Below are 16,011 nucleotides of genomic sequence, written 5' to 3'. Positions count from 1 at the left end.
GCGCCTCGGCCAACAATAATGTCTATCGCAAGGAGGTGATCATGGTTCAGCAGACGGTGCTTGTGACGGGAGGGGCATCGGGTATTGGCTTGGCGATCGTGGAGGCGGTCCTTGCGGAGGGATGGCGGGTTGTTGTTGCAGACATGAACTCGGAAAGCCTCAAACAATGCAGAGACTCTCTCGAGCCATCCGAGAACTGGGTTCGCTATGAGCAATTGAACGTGGCGGACGAGGCGGCCGTTACCCGCGCTGTGGTCGCTTGCGATGAAGAATTTGGTCCTCTAACAGGAATCGTGAATTCGGCGGGCTTAGGAAAGGATGTACCTGCCCTCGAAACCAGTGTCGACCTCTTCAGGGGCATGCTCGAAGTGAATCTTGTCGGGAGTTTCGTGGTATCCCGGGAAGCAGCGAGAAGGATGAAGAGCCGTGGTGGTGGCTCGATCGTCAATATCGCGTCCGTGTCAGGTATCAAGGGGAACAAGGGCCGCGTCGCTTATGGAGCGTCCAAAGGAGGCGTTATTGCCATGACGAAAGTCATGGCTGTCGAATTGGCAGCGGATGGAATACGCGTCAACGCTATTGCGCCTGGTCCTGTTGAAACACCACTCGTTCGCGAAGTTCATACTCCGGACGTGCGGAAGGCCTGGATGAAATCAGTGCCTCAAGGGCGCTACGGATCACCATCGGAAATTGCAGGGGCGGCGCTGTTTCTGCTCGATCCGCAGAAGTCAAGCTATATTACAGGCCAGACGATTTGCGTTGATGGCGGCTTCTCCATTGCAGGAATCATGGGCACGTCTCCAGCAAACGGAGCGGTACCGGGATGAGTTCAGCCTCCATACGGCCATTTTGCAGGTGATCGAACGGTCGGCGAGGTACGGATTTGAGGTCTCTATGGGTGATCGTCTGAAGGGCAGATCTGTCATTGTGTTCGGCGCGGGCTCATCGGGGCCCGGCTGGGGAAACGGGAAGGCAGCGGCAGTTGCTTATGCTCGTGAAGGAGCAAGGGTTGTCTGCGTCGACAGCGTGAAAGACGCGGCTCAGGAGACTGCCGACATCATTTCACAAGAAGGAAGAGACGCCCTTGCGATTGCTGCTGACGTTACAGATCTAAACTCCATCGACAGAGCCGTTTCAGAAGCCGCGGCGGCATTCGGCAGCATCGACATCTTACACAACAATGTCGGTGTGACACATATGGGCGGTCCGGTTGAGCTCAGTGAGGAACAATTCAATACCGCCGTGAATCTCAATATTGGATCGGTTTATCGAACGGCCAAGCTCGTGATCCCTCACATGCTCCGTCAGAAGAAGGGAGCAATCATCAATATTTCGTCTCTGGCCGCGGTTCGATGGACGGGATATCCCTATTTCGCCTATTACGCCATGAAGGCAGCGGTCAATCAGGCGACGGTTGCGCTCGCCATGCAATATGCCCGTAGTGGGATCCGAGCCAATTGCATCATGCCGGGCCTGATGGACACGCCATTGATCTACAAGCAGATTTCGAACCAGTATGCCTCGGTCGAGGATATGGTGGCAGCGCGCAATGCAGCGGTTCCGCTCGGCAGGATGGGAACGGCTTGGGACATTGCAAACGCTGCGGTTTTCCTCGCCTCGGATGATGCTCAGTTCATCACTGGTGTATGCTTGCCTGTCGATGGCGGACAAAGTTGTTCTGTATCTGAATTTTCTTAGTCGCCCGGCTATTCTTCGTAGATTCGTGAACGCATGAAGGAAGCGTGATGTTAAGGCAAATTTTGCATCCCGGTCCTGTCTTGCCCGAGCGCATAAGCATGGTCGAGGACAAAGCCGTTCCTCTCCGCTTCGCGCTTGAACCGGGGCACTCTGTGAATGAGGCTATTGCGAAAGGGCTCGCTGCATCCGAATGTCTTGGAGCCGTCCTCATGTTCCACGGCGGGAGGTTTGATACGTTCAAATACGTGATGCCGGCGTTGTCCTCGGACGGGCTTCACGTAGCATGGTACAGCGACACCTTTGAACCGGACGGCCCGGTTGTCGTTGACCGGGCCTGCGTCATTGCGGGATGGCGCGATGAAAGCCCATTCGTTCACTGCCACGGAATATGGCAAACACGAGATGGCCCCCGGATGGGTCATATGCTCGCGTCAGATACCATCGTCAGCGAGCCGATCATGATCACCGGAATTGGCACCAGGTCGGCGACCTTCAGAGCATCGCCTGATCAAGAGACCAACTTCACTCTGTTCGAGCCGACACGTGTTCTTGATGGAAGACCGGAAGCGGGGCCACGGGCCATTCTGGCAAAGGTGCGCCCCAATCAAGATATCAGCCTTGCTGTGGAGAGCATTTGTGCTCAGGCGAACATTCGAGCCGCCAAAGTGCATGGCATCGGCAGCTTAAACGAGGTGCGTTTTGCGAATGACCTTTATGTAGAATCCCGAGCCACGGAAGTTTTGATCCGTAACGGTGAAGTGAGCAATCGGGAGGGCAGTCTCGTGGCGACGCTCGATTTGGACGTCGTTGATGTGAATGGCAAAATCTATCACGGTATTATTGCTAGAGCAGATAACCCGGTTTGCGTCACTTTCGAGTTGCTCATCGAAGAGCTTCTGTAGTCTGCGAGGTTCTCTTCGTCTGGCGGTCGGGCTTGCCGCGGTAGGCTGTTATCAAGAGGCGGGCCATAGGAGAGCCCGCCTCGATTGCCATAGGCTTCAGCGTTCGATCATCCGGTTCCAGCGGCTGTTCCATTCCGGGCGCTTCTCATTGATCGCGTCCCAGTCGAGGGTAACAGCCGTCTTCATATATTCGTGGAACTTGTGAAGCTTGGCTTCGGCTTCCGGCGTCGCCGCTTTAGCGTTCACATTTGATGGAACGATATTGCCGTGCTGCAGGGCCTTGCTTTGAGCCTCCGGCGACAGAAGATAGGCGGCGAGCTTTTGCGCCAGTTCAGGTTCGCTGTTGTTCGCGATAACGCATTCGGTAACCATGAGCACAACCGAGCCCTCTTTCGGCTGGGCATATTCTACGGGAATGTTCTTTTCCTGGAGGGCTCCGACGGCCGTAGGAGTGAGCGGGAAGATCGCCGCATCGCCGGTTTGAACCATTTCCGAGATCTTGGCGGAGCTCGGGATATATTCAAGAACGTTGGGGCCGATTGTCGTCTTGAACTTGGAGAATCCCGGCTCGACGTTCTGCTCGGATCCACCTTGGATGCGATTGAACATGAGAAATGCGTGAAGTCCGAACGATGAGGCGGAGGCGGACTGGAAAACAACCTTTTCCTTGTACTTGGGATCCGCGAGGTCCATCCAGGATGTCGGAGGTGCCCAGCCTTTCTCGTCAAACATCTTTTTGTTGTAGGCCAGGCCCGTCATTCCAAGATCGATTCCGATGGCCATATCGTTCTTGAGACGTGCTCCGGGAGCGAGATCAGACAGAACGGCACTCTCTTTGATCTTCTCGCACAGGCCGGCTCCAATGGCGCGCACCATCACGCCGTCATCAAGAAACATGACGTGCATCTGTGGATTGCCCTTCGCCGCAGTGGCTTTCGCCAGAATATCGGACGAGGTGCCGGGAACGACGACTATCTTGACGTTATTGGCTTTTTCGAAGTCAGGAAATACGTGGTCCGTGAAGGTCTTTTCAAAGTTGCCTCCATTCATGCCCACATAGAGCGTCTTCGTCTGAGCGTGGGCGGCGCCGGCGGCTGTTGCCATGAATGCGGCAACTGCGACGCTTTGGAGAAATGTGGTCCTGTTCATGAGATATTTCCCTCTTTGACGGCTCAATTACAATACCCGCGTGCGAGCCTGGTCTGCACGGGTAAACCGATCGATCGAAAAACTGTCGAGTGACGTGCTGCTCTCGCCGTCCCGAACCAGTTCGGCCAGCACTTCGCCGACACCTGGTGCGATCTGGAAACCGGCTCCCGAGAATCCGAAAGCATGAAACAAGCCGGAGGTCGTACGGCTTGGACCGATGATAGGGTTCCGGTCGTCCATCTCGCCCTCCGTTCCACTCCAGAAACGAATGGCGTGTGCCTTCTGCAACGTTGGAAAGAGCCGCGCTGCCCGATTCATGATAGTGAGAGCACCGGACCCCGTCGGACGGGAGAAATCGGGATCATCCAGCGGCTCTCCTCGAACGCCGCCGACAATACAATTGCCGCGTTCGACTTGGCGCGCATAAACTCCTCCGCCTTCCGCGCCGATGTTGACGCTCATGAAGAGAGGAAGAGGCTCTGTCACGATCATGCTGGGGTAGATGCGTTTGAGAGGAACAGGCTCTCCGAATGCCTCCGCAAAGGCTCCTGCCCAGGCGCCAGCGCTGTTGATCAGAAATCTGGATCTGATTTCCGCTCCGCCGCTCGCTTGCATGTGAAAGGTATCCGATACCTTTTCAACATGAAGGACCGGCGTGTTCTCTAGGACCTGTGCACCGGACATGCGGGCGGCATGAGCGAACGCGGCCGAGACAATGCGGGGATTGGCATGTCCATCGCCCGCACAGAGGGATGCGCCAACCACATCGTCCGCGATCCATGGGAAACGTTCGCGTAGCCCGTTGTGTCCGATAAGCTCCAAACCGAGGTCATGCCTTGAAACCCGAGCGGCATAGGCTTCAAGGGAGGCCATCTCGGCTTCGGTTCGGGCAAGCTTCAGGTGCCCGGAGCGGATGAACTCTCCGTCTGTTCCAATCACCTCCCGCAGACGTGGCCAAATCGCGTGAGCCCGCTGAGACAGCGGTATCTGCTCGGGCGGACGGCCTTGCCGCCGCACGCCACCATAATTCACCCCGCTCGCCTGTGCCCCACAGAAGCCTTTATCGAGCAGAACCACCGAAAATCCCATTCGCCTCAATGCAAGCGCAGCTGAGCTGCCGACGAGGCCGCCGCCGATGATGGCCACGTCCGTCACGACAACTGCATTCATGCAGCTTCTCCGTCTGAGGAAAGATCGAGTGGGAGCGGTTTGATCGGGGGCTGCGACCGAAGCCGGCCGACATCTTCAAGGGATCTCCCGCTGGCGTGAGCGAGGATCTCTGCGGCTCCGCTGCCACAGACGCGCCCTTGACATCGCCCCATTCCGACGCGGGTCAGTGCTTTCAGACGGTTCAGATCTGTAATGTCAAATTTTTGGGCACTGCTGCGCACATTCCCGATTGATACTTCTTCGCAACGGCAGAGGAGGACGTCATCCGCAAGACTTCTCACCAAGCTTTCCGGGAAGGGAAATGCTTGTTCAAGAATGCCGCGGAAGCGTTGAACCCTGTTCAGTCTGCGCTCCAGGACTTCAATTCTCACTTTGTCGACTGGAAAGCCGCAATCCTCAATAAGCGCTAGACCGGCTCTTTCTCCCGCCAGCTCGGCAGAATCCGCGCCGCTGATCCGGACGCCATCTCCCGCGAGGTAGATGCCCGGTTTGCTGGAGCGTCCGGCTCCGTCACACACAGGCTGCCACGCACGATCCCTCTTGTCGAAAACAAACTGGCAGCCTGCAAGATCGGCGAGCTGCGTCTCTGAACGAAGAGCAAATCCATAACCGACAGCATCACACGCGATATGGTGATCGGTTCCGCGGTCCCGCCAGACAAGTCCTTTAACCTGCGTATCGCCCTCGATACGGACAGGCTCGATTCCGAACCTTACCTTCACTCCTCTCGCCATGAGGTCCGCCACATAGCGGATGCCACGGACGACAATGCCTGGATACAAGAGTAATCCGCGCAGCAAATGGAACTTCGCGGAAAGCGGCGCCGTATCGAGAACAGCAGCAACATGCCCGCCAGCCTTCATATACTGCCAAGCGACGAGATAGAGCAGGGGGCCGGACCCGAGGAAAACGATTTGCTCACCGATGGCGCAACCTTGCGATTTCAAAGCGATCTGCGCGCCGCCGAGGGTGAAGACACCTGGGAGCGTCCAACCAGGAATGGGCAAAACACGGTCCGTAGCCCCAGTAGACAGGATCACATGGCTGAACGGGATTCTCCCGCCCCGGCCATCGGTCATGACATCGGCAATATTGTCTCGGATGTTCCATGCGAGTGTTCTGGGACGATAATCAATGCGGTCTTGAAGCCCCGCGAGGGTCTTATGAAGCGCTGTCGCTTTGCCGGCCTCCGAGCCATAGAGATCGCGGGCTGTGCGTTCGTCCGGGACAATTCTCTGACGATAGATCTGCCCGCCACCTAAGGGAGCCTCATCCACGACGACGGGTTTGATGCCCGCATCGACAAGAGCCTCCGCGGCTCGGATTCCAGCCGGCCCTGCGCCAATGATGAGCGGACGAACTCTCTCTTTCACGGCCTTTATTCCAATCCCGTAAGAAGCGTCATTCCGGGCTCCAGAATCGTGGCGCAGGCGCGAATTCTCCTGCCGTCCGCTGTAAGGATCCAGCAATCCTGGCATGAACCCATCTGGCAGAAGCCTGCGCGCGGTGATTTGGAAAAGTCGCTGTGGCGGAGCCGATCAGCGTGCGTGAGAACAGCCGTGAGGACGGTGTCGCCGGAACGGCCGACGCAGGAGACCCCGTCGAGCGTGAAGGGGACTTCCGGGTAGTTCTGTCGGACGAGGCGCTTGAGAAGAGCCATTTTCATTCTCCCTAGCGCTGTCCGACAAGAATGCGATCGAGCCCGAATGTGCGATCGAGAACCAGCATGGCGACAGCAGTGAGGGCGATCATGAGAGCTGAAACGGCGGCCATCATGGGATCGATGGATTCCGTGGCGTACATGTACATGCGTACAGGCAGCGTGACGGTGGCCGGCGAAGTGACGAAGATCGACATTGTCAATTCGTCGAAGCTGTTGATGAACGCGAGCAGCCATCCGCCCGTTATACCGGGCAGGATCATCGGAGCCGTGATGCGGCGGAAGGTCGTCCACTCGCCGGCACCAAGAGTTCTTGCCGCCTGCTCAGCACTGCGGTCCAGTCCCGATAAGGCTGCAAGTACCAGACGCAGGACATAGGGCGTCACGACAATGATGTGGGTTGCCACAAGCCAGGCGAAGCTGCCGCCGACGCCGATGAGTGCGAAGAGACGAAGGAACGCAACTCCCAGAACCAGATGGGGGATAATCAGCGGGGAAAGAAACAGAGCGTTCAAGAAATCCCGCCCTGGAAAGCTGTAACGACTAATCGCAAGGGCCGCCGGAACTGCGAGGGCGACCGAGAGCGTTGCGGAAATCGTCGCAAGCCAAATGCTATTCCAAAACGAAGTTACGAAGTCGGGATGAGCGAAAACCGCCTTGAACCAGCGCAAGGATATCCCGGTCGTCGGCAGAGTCAGCGTGTTTTCCGGCGTGAATGCGACGAGGCAGATGATGACGAGTGGCGCCAGCACAAAAGTGACGACGAGAATGTGAAACGCGAGAGCAATGGGGCCGTTTCGCTGCATGTCCGTTACCCCAAGGTCCGTCTCGCGCGAACCTCGATCATGCGATTGTAAGCGAGCATAATGCAAAGGTTGGCCACGAGGACAATGATGGCTATCGCGGCTCCGAGGGGCCAGTTGAGCTCCTGCAGGTATTCGTCATAAACCAGGGTTGCCGCCATCTTGAGGCGGCGTCCGCCCAGAAGGGCAGGGACCGCGAAGGCGCTGGCTGACAAACCGAAGACGATGAGGCTGCCGGAAAGCACGCCGAGAGAAACCTGAGGCATGACAATTCGGCGTAGGGCCGTGAATCTCGATGCGCCAAGCGTCCAGGCCGCTGCCTCCACCATCGGGTCGAGCTTCTGAAGCGCCGTCCATACCGGGATCACCATGAACGGCAGCATCACGTGAACGAGAGCGATGACGATTGCCGTCTCGGTGTAGAGAATTTTGGCGGATGGGAGGCCCAACAGATGCAGGGCTTGGTTCAAGATGCCTTGAGAGCCGAGCAACATGCTCCAACCGAAGGCTCTTACAACAACCGAGACGAGCAGCGGGCCGATGATGACGAGAAGAAAGACGGACCGCCATGGGTCCCGCATTCGTGACAGGATATAGGCTTCGGGCACGCCGATTGCCGCACAGATCAAGGTCGTGAGAGCGGAAATCCTCAAGGTGCGCAGGAAAATGCTTAAATAGTACTCGTCGGTGACGACGGCGGCGTAATGAGAGAGCGTGAAGGTGTCCTGTATGCCTTTCGAATGATCATAGGCATGGAATGACAGGATGACGGTCAGGCACAGAGGCAGTATGACGAGGCCGAAAAAGAAAAGGGCCCCAGGTCCTGCGAGCAGCCAGGGAGCAAATGTGAATGGGGAGCGCCGTATCATCCTTGCTCCTCAGAGGTTTGCTGTGTCCGGAATGACGCGGAGATTGGTGAGCGTCCAATCCAGTCCGACGGCGGAGCCCTCAAGAGGCGGGTCTCCCCCTTGATTGGGGATTGCAACCGTCATTGTTCCTGCGACGGTCTCTATGGTGAAGAGCCACTGGCTTCCGAGGAAGAAACGGTTCGTCACGCGCCCATCGAGGCGTCCGGCCCCCGGTTCGCGCAGCAGAATCTTCTCGGGCCGAATCGACAGCATGACAGGAGCCGCGTCGCTGAGGTCGGCTATCGGCGCCTCTAAGGAAATTCCCTTGATTTCCACATAGGCGGATGCGCCGTTGCGCCGCCATTTGCCCGCGAGAAGATTGGTCTTTCCGACGAAGGAGGAAATGAAGGCGTTCGAGGGTTGCTCATAAAGGCGGTACGGCGCGTCGACCTGCGTCATACGCCCGGCCTCCATGACCACGACACGATCACTGATGGAAAGGGCCTCCGCCTGATCGTGCGTCACCATTATGGTCGTTGTACCGACCTTCCGCTGGATGCGACGGAGTTCGAACTGCATTTCCTCCCGCAGCTTCGCGTCGAGATTGGACAAGGGCTCGTCAAGAAGCAGAACCGGCGGGGAAATCACCAAGGCGCGGGCAATGGCAACGCGCTGCCGCTGGCCTCCAGAGAGTTGCCGAGGGTATCGATCCGCGAACGATGCGAGCTGCACGAGGGAAAGCGCCTCGCGAACCCGCTCATTCCGCTCGCTGCGCGGGACACGACGCATCTCGAGGCCGAACGCGACATTCTCCGCAACCGTCATATGAGGAAACAGAGCATAGCTCTGGAAAACCACCCCCAAGCCCCGGCGATTGGGTTTCTCATAGGTGATGTCGCGACCATCGAGAGAGATTCTGCCGCCGCTGGGTTCGACCAAGCCCGCGATCATCTGCAACGTCGTGGTTTTGCCGCAGCCGGACGGGCCCAGGAGAGAAACAAACTCTCCCTTTTCGATGCCAAGGCTCACGTTGCACACGGCGGTGACCGGGCCAAAATCCTTGGAAACCTGCTCGAGGTTCAAAAATGCCAAGCGATCCTCCAGATCATTTCCAGCGCCGGATTTGCAGGCGCTCTCAGGGCGCAACGCTTGGATTGATATGACGGCTAAGATTATGATCTAAGTCAACGTTAGCATTTCAGTATGCGGAATATTTTTGATTTTTGTTCCGCTATGTGAAACAAATGGCGGTCGATGACAAAGAAAATTCCGGAAAACGAAAATGGCGCTTCGGGGTTCCGCCGCGCTCTGGGTCTTCTCAAATTGCTTGGGTCCGGGGATCCCCAGGGGATGCGGTTGACGGACATTGCCGAAGCAAGCGGCCTGACCCAGCCCAGCGTCCACCGGGCGATGAAAGCCTTGATGGCGGAGGGTTTCGTTGAACAGATCGGATCGACGCGAAAGTACCGGCTAGCCCTCGACTTCTTCGTGCTCGCCGCGAAAGCCGGGCATGCGGACGGCCTTCGCAATCTGGCAAGGCCTGCTCTTCTGCGTCTCTCCGCGACGCTTGGCGATACGGTATTTCTCCTCGTGCGTCATGGGTTCGACGCAGTGTGCCTGGACCGGGTGGAGGGCCCATTTCCGATCCGGTCCTTCACAGGCGATATCGGTGGCAAGGTGCCGCTCGGCCTCGGACAGGGCAGTCTCGCCATGCTTGCCTATTTGCCCGAGGACGAGCGCGAGGCCGTCATCAGATTTAATGTGCCGCGTCTTCTCGATCGGGGCTTTCTGGACGAGGTTGGCCTGAGAATGCATATCGAGAATGTCCGGAAAACCGGTTGGGCCAGCATCAACACCGGGCTCATTCCCGGAATGGCGGGTGTCGGCGTCCCGATCTGTGATGCCGGGGGCCGCGCTGTTGCCGCGATCAGCATCGGAACCTTGGCTGAGCGCCTGCGCGACGACCGGCTTCCGGTCGTGGCAAGCCTCCTGCAGAAAGAAGCGGAGGTTCTTGGGCACCATCTAAACCCGTTCGATCCCACCTTGCGCTACCCTGCACGAAGCCTGGGAGCTGGAACACCCTAGACATCGGCCGCGGATAAGCACCGCGAAGGAACCATATCCTCGACAGAGATCACGTGATTGCGGGCTGTATGCTTCGACGGCGACATCTGCGCTAAATCGGCCTATATTGTCGAAAGACTGGTCGCGGATAAGCGTGGCCTTCGTACGTGCGCCGTCATCCGACCGGTTGTCCTCAGCCTTGGAAGGAGCTGTTATGGCCAATTTCCATGTCGTTGCTGGTGCGGGTGAAGTCCCGGTTCATCCTGTCGTCAGGAAGATTACCCCCGCCGATCTGAGAGAAGCCTTGATAGAGGGCTTTGATGATTTTTGGGCGATGCCCTCGCACCTCATCTTCATTGGATTAATGTATCCGGTCATCGGCGCCTGTCTGGCTGCCCTGACGTTCAGCAACAATGCGTTGCCGCTCCTTTATCCTCTTGCTTCCGGTTTTGCGCTCGTCGGACCATTCGCGGCCGTGGGTCTTTATGAAATCAGCAGGCGACGCGAGCTGGGGCTGTCAACAACCTGGCGGGACGCATTCGACGTGTTGCGGTCTCCTTCGATGCCATCCATCATCGGGCTTGGCATTGTGCTTCTCGTCATATTCCTCGCTTGGCTCGGCAGCGCCAGGGCGCTTTATGAATCGCTTTTCGGGTATGCGACGCCGGATTATGCCAATTTCTTCCACCAAGTCCTGACAACATCTGAGGGTCAGCGCCTGATCCTCCTCGGAAACGCGATCGGCTTTGTCTTTGCAGTCACGGTTTTGAGCATCAGCGCCATCTCGTTTCCGCTGCTTCTCGATCGGGATGTGGGGCTGGCGGTCGCGATCTATACGTCGATCAAGGTTGTGGCTGTGAATCCCGTGACAATGGCCTTGTGGGGATTAATCGTCGCCGTCGCGCTTCTGATCGGATGCATTCCCCTTTTCGTCGGTCTTGCCATCGTCATGCCGGTGCTGGGCCACGCCACATGGCATCTTTATCGCAAAGCCGTAGAGCCTGACGGTGGGGCGAGGGTACGCTCTATGCCCTAGCTTGGCGCAATCAATGCGCCGCAGAATCAACCAGAGGGAAGCGCTGGATGAGGCGTCCGGCCGCGTCGACGACTTCGAGATTCCAACCACGCCAATCTTGACTGTAAGACGGGTCGGCGGCGCGCAGCTCTTCGATGGCTTCCATGGCCGATGCCAGCGCGGACTGGACGTCAGACACTTCCATTCCTTCTTCATCGCGAATGGCGTCTTGTCCGTTTGTAAGATTGAAGAAATAGCGCACGGCAAAAACCAGCATCGATGAAACTGACGCTTAAAAACAAGTGAGCAGCATCTGTCAATAAAATGCTACCTTTGAAACAATATTGTGAGAATAGTTTTAAATTGTTTTCGGTACTGCCAAGGTAGTTTTTGCCTCGTCGTTAGCCTTCCGGCTGTGTGTCTGCAGCGGCGTCGAAGAGGTTCTTGATATCCACCCAGCCCGTACAGATTTTCATGTCGGGTACCAGATAGGCACGGTCGCCATCGAGTTGCTCCACCCGGCACTGGTAGAATCTTTTGTCTCCTGGCGGGCGATATAAGACGATGCTGCCGACAGCGAGCTCTTCCTTTTCCAGGGATGGCCTGCGAGCTTGGCCTTCATGAAGATCGTACTCTTCGGCGCTATTTTCAGGTAGTGGAGCACCCGATTTGCCGATGCGATAACGATCGAGGGCGGCGATCGCGAGCCGTGCTCGATCGCGATAGCGATCCGCCACGACCTTGAATGGCCCACGCTCACGGCCAGGGTACCAGGAATGGCCGCCGGCCTTTGCAAGCTCTGCGGCGATTATCTCGACTTCATCATCTGTCATCGTTCCTCCATATGCTTTCAAAACCGTGGAAGCTCTCAAGGCACAGGCTTATCCCAAGTCGTGATGAGAGCATGCTCTCCATCGCATGGGATATTATTGTTGAGTGCAAGGATACTGGCAGAATCTTATCTTTCCATAAATTGCGCTGGGAGAATGCTGGATGTGCACATTAAACACCGGCGTGTTTTCTGTCCCGAGTAGTCGGACATCTCGGGTCAGGGGCAGGTTGCATGGTTGCTGCCAAGCCTAAAGCAAATATCCTTCAATGGCTCCCGGCATAGTGATCCGCATTGCTTGGAAGAGTGTTAGCGCTGGCCAAATTCCGTGGCCTTAAAGAGATCCTTGTGTTCTCGCGGTTGAGAGCGCCAGTATTGAGGAGGGGCGTGAACCTGTGCGCCGAGAGCCGCGGCGGCGTGCCAAGGCCAGCGAGGATCGTAGAGCATGGCACGGGCGAGAGACACTGCATCGGCTTCATGGTTGGCGATGATGGACTCGGCCTGTTGAGGATCCGTGATCAATCCGACTGCGATTGTCGTCAGTCCGACATCGGCTTTGACCCTCTGCGCATAGGGCACTTGGTATCCGGGCCCTAGCTTTATGGCTTGTTCAGGCGAAACGCCGCCCGTTGTCACGTGAATGGCGGCGCAGCCACGCGCTTTGAGCACCCTGGAGAGCGTAACGGTTCCTTCGATGTCCCAACCCCCTGGCACCCAATCGGTCGCGGATATGCGCATCCATACGGGGCGCTCCGACGGGAAGGCGTCTCGAACCGCATCGAACACTTCCAGAGGGAAGCGCATGCGATTTTCGAGGCTTCCGCCGTATTCATCGTCGCGCTTGTTGGCAATTGGGGACAGAAACTGATGGAGGAGATATCCGTGAGCGCCATGGATCTCGATCCCGTCGATGCCAAGGCGGGCCGCACGTCTTGCGGCCGTTACGAAATCATCCCGGACCCGGGCAAGTCCGCTGCGATCCAGCGCTGCCGGTACGTCTTCACCCGGAGCATGAGGAGCGGAGGAAGGCGCGATGGTCTTCCATCCCATCGGCTCGTTCGGCGCGATTTGCGTGCCACCTTCCCAGGGGCGGCGGCTCGACGCCTTGCGCCCGGCATGGCCCAGCTGCACTGCGATCGGCATGGCCGAGTAGGTCCGTACGGCTTTGAGAACCCGTGCCAGGGCTGCTTCGTTCTCATCGGAGTAAAGACCGAGATCCTGGGGCGAGATGCGCCCTTCCGGAGAGACGGCGGTTGCTTCGAGGATCAGCAGGCCCGCTCCCGATAAGGCCAGCTGGCCAAGATGGATCATGTGCCAGTCCGAGGCATCGCCATTCTCCGCAGAGTATTGGCACATCGGTGCGATGATGATCCGATTGTCCAAACGGAGTTGCCCGATGGAAAGAGGCTCGAAAAGGCGGCTCATATTGTCCTCGCCGTAAGAGATAGCCGGTGCCGCTCTGCAACATGCGGCCGTTCGTCAACGCTTCCTTGTTTCATGGGGTCCAAGTTCGGCGCCTTTATTCGGCCGCGCGTTCCGTATGATGTTGAGGCTCCTGGCAGACATCGACCCAGTCAGCGTTGACGAGGTCCGCCATCTTCTGAGGATCGATCCGAACCGCCGTGTAAGTGGCGCCCGCGGCCGGCACCACTTCATCGAAGGCCTTAAGGGAGATGTCGCAGAAGATCGGGAGTGGCGTTGCGAGGCCGAATGGGCACACTCCTCCGACAGGATGGCCCGTCAGCGCCTGGACCTGTTCCGCGTCCAACATGGAGGCTTTGCCGCCAAACACGGTCTTCACCTTGCGATTATCGAGCCGAACATCACCTCGTGTGACCAGCAGGAAGCTACGCTCACCAACACGAAGAGACAGGGTCTTGGCGATCCGGCCGGGTTCCACCCCATGGGCCTCTGCCGCCTGAGCGACAGTTGCCGTACTCGTAGCCTTCTCGATGATACGGATCTCTGGAGCGTTCTGGGCGAAAAAGGCACGGACGGATTCAAGACTCATGCTTCGAGCCTCCTCTTGTCGGACGGATGGCGGGGCAATCAACAGCCGCTCGAACATAAGCAACCTGAACGTCCCGAGGGAAGTCATCCCTTCGGTCTGTCGTCACCGGTTGGCAATATGCATCGAAGCACGGGGCGGCGGGTGGGAAGCCAGAAGAGGCTGGTTCAGCTGACAGGCTCCAACGCCTCCAGCACGTAGCGCGCGACCAGCTCCGAGGACTGGGGGTTCTGGCCGGTGATCAGGTTGCCGTCCCTGATGGCGAAAGCCTCGAAATCGGGTCCCCGCTGAAATTGCCCGCCAAGCTGCTTCAGCCGATCCTCGAGGAGAAACGGGACGACCTTGGTAAGTCCGACATTTTCCTCTTCGGTATTGGTGAAACACGAGACCTTTCGTCCTTCGACGAGAGGCTTGCCGTCCTCACGCTTCGCCGACACGAGACCGGCCGGCCCATGGCAGACGGCACCCACGATCCTGCCGGCGTCGAACATCGCGCCGAGGATCCGGGCAAGGACCGGATCGTCGGCGGCGTCCCACATCGGACCGTGTCCGCCCGGCAGAAAGATCGCATCAAAGACCGTATGATCGATGTCGACGATCGACGGAGAATGTTGAGCCCCTCGTACAGCTTCTTCGTCCGCAAGGAACCGCTCGACCGAGGCGGGAATATCCTGCTGATCCGCAGTTCCTTCCCCGCCCTCGGATGGCAGGCTCCGGGGGTCGAAAGGAATTTCGCCGCCCTTGATCGATGCCAGTGTGACCTCGGCGCCGCCATCAAGGAGGGCATAGTAGGGGGTCGCGAGTTCCTCGAGCCATACGCCTGTTCGATGATCCGTGCTCCCCAGACGGTCATGCGATGTGGCAACAACCAAGACTCTCTGATGCGGCATCGACCTTCTCCGACCTGCAGCTTCGGTCTGTTGGTGCAGTCAAGCTGGCGTGTCCCATGAGCTTCGGCAAAGGGAAGGTCAGCCACGCACCCTTGCGGTCATGCTTATTTGTGCCACCGAAAGCGCTCGGCAAGACATAAGCCTCAACTATCTCGCTTAGGGAGCCGTGAGCAACCGGCGCATCGGCACACTGCTCGTGACGGAGATGCTCGAACAGAGACAGAACTATCCCAGGGCCTCTTCAAAGAACGTCAGGAGCCGCTTCCAATGTCGCTCCGCCCCTTCCGGATTATATTCATTGTGGTCTGAAACGGCCCATCCGTGGTCCATTCCGACATAGTTTTCGATCACATGATCGACTTCTGCTTCTCTCAGGGCCTGCGCCAGCCGAGCCGATTGCTCCGGAGGAAAGCTCTTGTCGACTCCCGCGCTCCCGACATAGACCTTCGCCCGTATGGTGGCCGCGTGGCGGTGAGGGCTGTCCGGAGTCTCGCCGGCGAGATGGCCTCCGTGGAAACTGGCGGCCGCTACGATACGCTCAGGATAGGCCGCGGCCGCGTTGAGAGCTCTCGATCCGCCCATGCAATAGCCGACCGTGCCCACGGGCCCTTTCACGCCTTCCTGTTCGAGGACCCTCAGAAAGGCAGCCGTATCACGGCGCGTTGCCTCCTGACTCGTGCCGCGGATCATGCCCATCAGCACGGGGCGGGTCTGTTCCTCCGTGAACGCTCTCTTCGCATCGAACGGTCCGTAGGCGCCGTAGCGGTAAAAAAGATCCGGGAGGAGAACCGCATACCCATGGTTGGCGAGGCGCTGCGCTATGGCATCGAGAGCCGGGCGAGGCCCGAAGGCATCCATGTAAAGGACGATGCCGGGCCGGTCGGGCAGGGTGGACGGCCGCCGTTCGTCATCGGAATGAAAAATGGCCGCCGGAGCGATCCCGTCATCCGTTTTGATGTCGATAACTCTCTTCAT

The 16,011-nt window shown here is 58.1% G+C and carries 18 protein-coding genes; 5 read left to right on the top strand and 13 right to left on the bottom strand.

Features of this window, described 5'->3' with window-relative positions; translation table 11 throughout:
• Positions 1-41 precede the first annotated feature (41 nt).
• The 3 genes from LJD17_RS10985 to LJD17_RS10975 all read left to right on the top strand — a co-directional run bounded on the left by LJD17_RS10985 (position 42) and on the right by LJD17_RS10975 (position 2,600).
• Positions 42-827 carry an SDR family NAD(P)-dependent oxidoreductase gene (locus LJD17_RS10985; protein ID WP_227384194.1) on the top strand — a complete coding sequence of 262 codons (786 nt, stop codon included), beginning with the start codon at positions 42-44 and terminating at the stop codon, positions 825-827.
• A 67-nt stretch (positions 828-894) separates the two neighbouring features.
• Positions 895-1,698, top strand: coding sequence for an SDR family NAD(P)-dependent oxidoreductase (locus tag LJD17_RS10980; protein WP_227384193.1), 804 nt, complete (start codon positions 895-897; stop codon positions 1,696-1,698).
• A gap of 98 nt (positions 1,699-1,796) precedes the next feature.
• Positions 1,797-2,600, top strand: a complete 804-nt coding sequence (locus tag LJD17_RS10975; protein WP_227384192.1) for a PCC domain-containing protein — start codon at positions 1,797-1,799, stop codon at positions 2,598-2,600.
• A 96-nt stretch (positions 2,601-2,696) separates the two neighbouring features.
• On the opposite strand, the gene LJD17_RS10970 is transcribed toward LJD17_RS10975, so the two are convergent.
• The 7 genes from LJD17_RS10970 to LJD17_RS10940 form a co-directional block, all read right to left on the bottom strand.
• Complete coding sequence (locus tag LJD17_RS10970; RefSeq protein ID WP_227384316.1) at positions 2,697-3,704, bottom strand: ABC transporter substrate-binding protein; 1,008 nt, start codon at positions 3,702-3,704, stop codon at positions 2,697-2,699.
• 72 nt (positions 3,705-3,776) lie between these two features.
• Positions 3,777-4,919 (bottom strand): NAD(P)/FAD-dependent oxidoreductase, encoded by a 1,143-nt coding sequence (locus LJD17_RS10965; RefSeq protein ID WP_227384191.1) that lies wholly within the window; start codon positions 4,917-4,919, stop codon positions 3,777-3,779.
• Positions 4,916-6,292 (bottom strand): FAD/NAD(P)-dependent oxidoreductase, encoded by a 1,377-nt coding sequence (locus LJD17_RS10960; RefSeq protein ID WP_227384190.1) that lies wholly within the window; start codon positions 6,290-6,292, stop codon positions 4,916-4,918. Before LJD17_RS10960 ends, LJD17_RS10965 begins: the two co-directional genes overlap by 4 nt.
• Before the next feature lie 5 nt (positions 6,293-6,297).
• Positions 6,298-6,579, bottom strand: a complete 282-nt coding sequence (locus LJD17_RS10955) for a (2Fe-2S)-binding protein (RefSeq protein WP_227384189.1) — start codon at positions 6,577-6,579, stop codon at positions 6,298-6,300.
• Positions 6,580-6,590: 11 nt separating this feature from the next.
• On the bottom strand, positions 6,591-7,385 hold the full coding sequence (locus tag LJD17_RS10950) for an ABC transporter permease (protein ID WP_227384188.1): 795 nt from the start codon (positions 7,383-7,385) through the stop codon (positions 6,591-6,593).
• A gap of 5 nt (positions 7,386-7,390) precedes the next feature.
• Complete coding sequence (locus LJD17_RS10945; protein ID WP_227384187.1) at positions 7,391-8,251, bottom strand: ABC transporter permease; 861 nt, start codon at positions 8,249-8,251, stop codon at positions 7,391-7,393.
• 9 nt (positions 8,252-8,260) lie between these two features.
• Positions 8,261-9,322: an ABC transporter ATP-binding protein gene (locus LJD17_RS10940; RefSeq protein ID WP_227384186.1), complete on the bottom strand. Its 1,062-nt coding sequence runs from the start codon at positions 9,320-9,322 to the stop codon at positions 8,261-8,263.
• Positions 9,323-9,484: 162 nt separating this feature from the next.
• On the opposite strand from LJD17_RS10940, the gene LJD17_RS10935 reads away from it, so the two are divergent.
• Positions 9,485-10,315 carry an IclR family transcriptional regulator gene (locus LJD17_RS10935; protein ID WP_227384185.1) on the top strand — a complete coding sequence of 277 codons (831 nt, stop codon included), beginning with the start codon at positions 9,485-9,487 and terminating at the stop codon, positions 10,313-10,315.
• 193 nt (positions 10,316-10,508) lie between these two features.
• Positions 10,509-11,330: a DUF2189 domain-containing protein gene (locus LJD17_RS10930; RefSeq protein WP_227384184.1), complete on the top strand. Its 822-nt coding sequence runs from the start codon at positions 10,509-10,511 to the stop codon at positions 11,328-11,330.
• 10 nt (positions 11,331-11,340) lie between these two features.
• Here LJD17_RS10930 and LJD17_RS10925 read toward each other — a convergent pair whose 3' ends face one another.
• The 6 genes from LJD17_RS10925 to LJD17_RS10900 form a co-directional block, all read right to left on the bottom strand.
• The gene (locus LJD17_RS10925) at positions 11,341-11,586 is read right to left on the bottom strand and encodes a DUF6894 family protein (protein WP_227384183.1); all 246 of its coding nucleotides are present in this window, start codon (positions 11,584-11,586) and stop codon (positions 11,341-11,343) included.
• A gap of 124 nt (positions 11,587-11,710) precedes the next feature.
• The gene (locus LJD17_RS10920) at positions 11,711-12,142 is read right to left on the bottom strand and encodes a hypothetical protein (RefSeq protein WP_227384182.1); all 432 of its coding nucleotides are present in this window, start codon (positions 12,140-12,142) and stop codon (positions 11,711-11,713) included.
• 305 nt (positions 12,143-12,447) lie between these two features.
• The gene (locus LJD17_RS10915; protein ID WP_227384181.1) at positions 12,448-13,563 is read right to left on the bottom strand and encodes an NADH:flavin oxidoreductase/NADH oxidase; all 1,116 of its coding nucleotides are present in this window, start codon (positions 13,561-13,563) and stop codon (positions 12,448-12,450) included.
• A gap of 94 nt (positions 13,564-13,657) precedes the next feature.
• A complete protein-coding gene (locus LJD17_RS10910) occupies positions 13,658-14,149 on the bottom strand; it encodes a YbaK/EbsC family protein (RefSeq protein WP_227384180.1) in 492 nt (163 codons plus the stop codon).
• Positions 14,150-14,313: 164 nt separating this feature from the next.
• Positions 14,314-15,036, bottom strand: a complete 723-nt coding sequence (locus tag LJD17_RS10905; protein ID WP_227384179.1) for a type 1 glutamine amidotransferase domain-containing protein — start codon at positions 15,034-15,036, stop codon at positions 14,314-14,316.
• Positions 15,037-15,261: 225 nt separating this feature from the next.
• The gene (locus LJD17_RS10900; RefSeq protein WP_227384178.1) at positions 15,262-16,011 is read right to left on the bottom strand and encodes a dienelactone hydrolase family protein; all 750 of its coding nucleotides are present in this window, start codon (positions 16,009-16,011) and stop codon (positions 15,262-15,264) included.

Origin of the sequence: Microvirga rosea (genome assembly GCF_020595095.1) — a bacterium.
Lineage (GTDB): Bacteria > Pseudomonadota > Alphaproteobacteria > Rhizobiales > Beijerinckiaceae > Microvirga > Microvirga rosea.
This window is presented reverse-complemented; position numbering and strand designations above follow the sequence as displayed.

Excerpts from the sequence above, each read along its gene's own strand:
- LJD17_RS10985 (WP_227384194.1), top strand. The coding sequence starts at position 42 with ATGGTTCAGCAGACGGTGCTTGTGACGGGAGGGGCATCGGGTATTGGC.
- LJD17_RS10980 (WP_227384193.1), top strand. The coding sequence starts at position 895 with ATGGGTGATCGTCTGAAGGGCAGATCTGTCATTGTGTTCGGCGCGGGC.
- LJD17_RS10975 (WP_227384192.1), top strand. The coding sequence starts at position 1,797 with ATGGTCGAGGACAAAGCCGTTCCTCTCCGCTTCGCGCTTGAACCGGGG.
- LJD17_RS10970 (WP_227384316.1), bottom strand. The coding sequence starts at position 3,704 with ATGGCAACAGCCGCCGGCGCCGCCCACGCTCAGACGAAGACGCTCTAT.
- LJD17_RS10965 (WP_227384191.1), bottom strand. The coding sequence starts at position 4,919 with ATGAATGCAGTTGTCGTGACGGACGTGGCCATCATCGGCGGCGGCCTC.
- LJD17_RS10955 (WP_227384189.1), bottom strand. The coding sequence starts at position 6,579 with ATGGCTCTTCTCAAGCGCCTCGTCCGACAGAACTACCCGGAAGTCCCC.
- LJD17_RS10950 (WP_227384188.1), bottom strand. The coding sequence starts at position 7,385 with ATGCAGCGAAACGGCCCCATTGCTCTCGCGTTTCACATTCTCGTCGTC.
- LJD17_RS10945 (WP_227384187.1), bottom strand. The coding sequence starts at position 8,251 with ATGATACGGCGCTCCCCATTCACATTTGCTCCCTGGCTGCTCGCAGGA.
- LJD17_RS10935 (WP_227384185.1), top strand. The coding sequence starts at position 9,485 with ATGACAAAGAAAATTCCGGAAAACGAAAATGGCGCTTCGGGGTTCCGC.
- LJD17_RS10930 (WP_227384184.1), top strand. The coding sequence starts at position 10,509 with ATGGCCAATTTCCATGTCGTTGCTGGTGCGGGTGAAGTCCCGGTTCAT.
- LJD17_RS10925 (WP_227384183.1), bottom strand. The coding sequence starts at position 11,586 with ATGCTGGTTTTTGCCGTGCGCTATTTCTTCAATCTTACAAACGGACAA.
- LJD17_RS10920 (WP_227384182.1), bottom strand. The coding sequence starts at position 12,142 with ATGACAGATGATGAAGTCGAGATAATCGCCGCAGAGCTTGCAAAGGCC.
- LJD17_RS10915 (WP_227384181.1), bottom strand. The coding sequence starts at position 13,563 with ATGAGCCGCCTTTTCGAGCCTCTTTCCATCGGGCAACTCCGTTTGGAC.
- LJD17_RS10910 (WP_227384180.1), bottom strand. The coding sequence starts at position 14,149 with ATGAGTCTTGAATCCGTCCGTGCCTTTTTCGCCCAGAACGCTCCAGAG.
- LJD17_RS10905 (WP_227384179.1), bottom strand. The coding sequence starts at position 15,036 with ATGCCGCATCAGAGAGTCTTGGTTGTTGCCACATCGCATGACCGTCTG.
- LJD17_RS10900 (WP_227384178.1), bottom strand. The coding sequence starts at position 16,011 with ATGAAGAGAGTTATCGACATCAAAACGGATGACGGGATCGCTCCGGCG.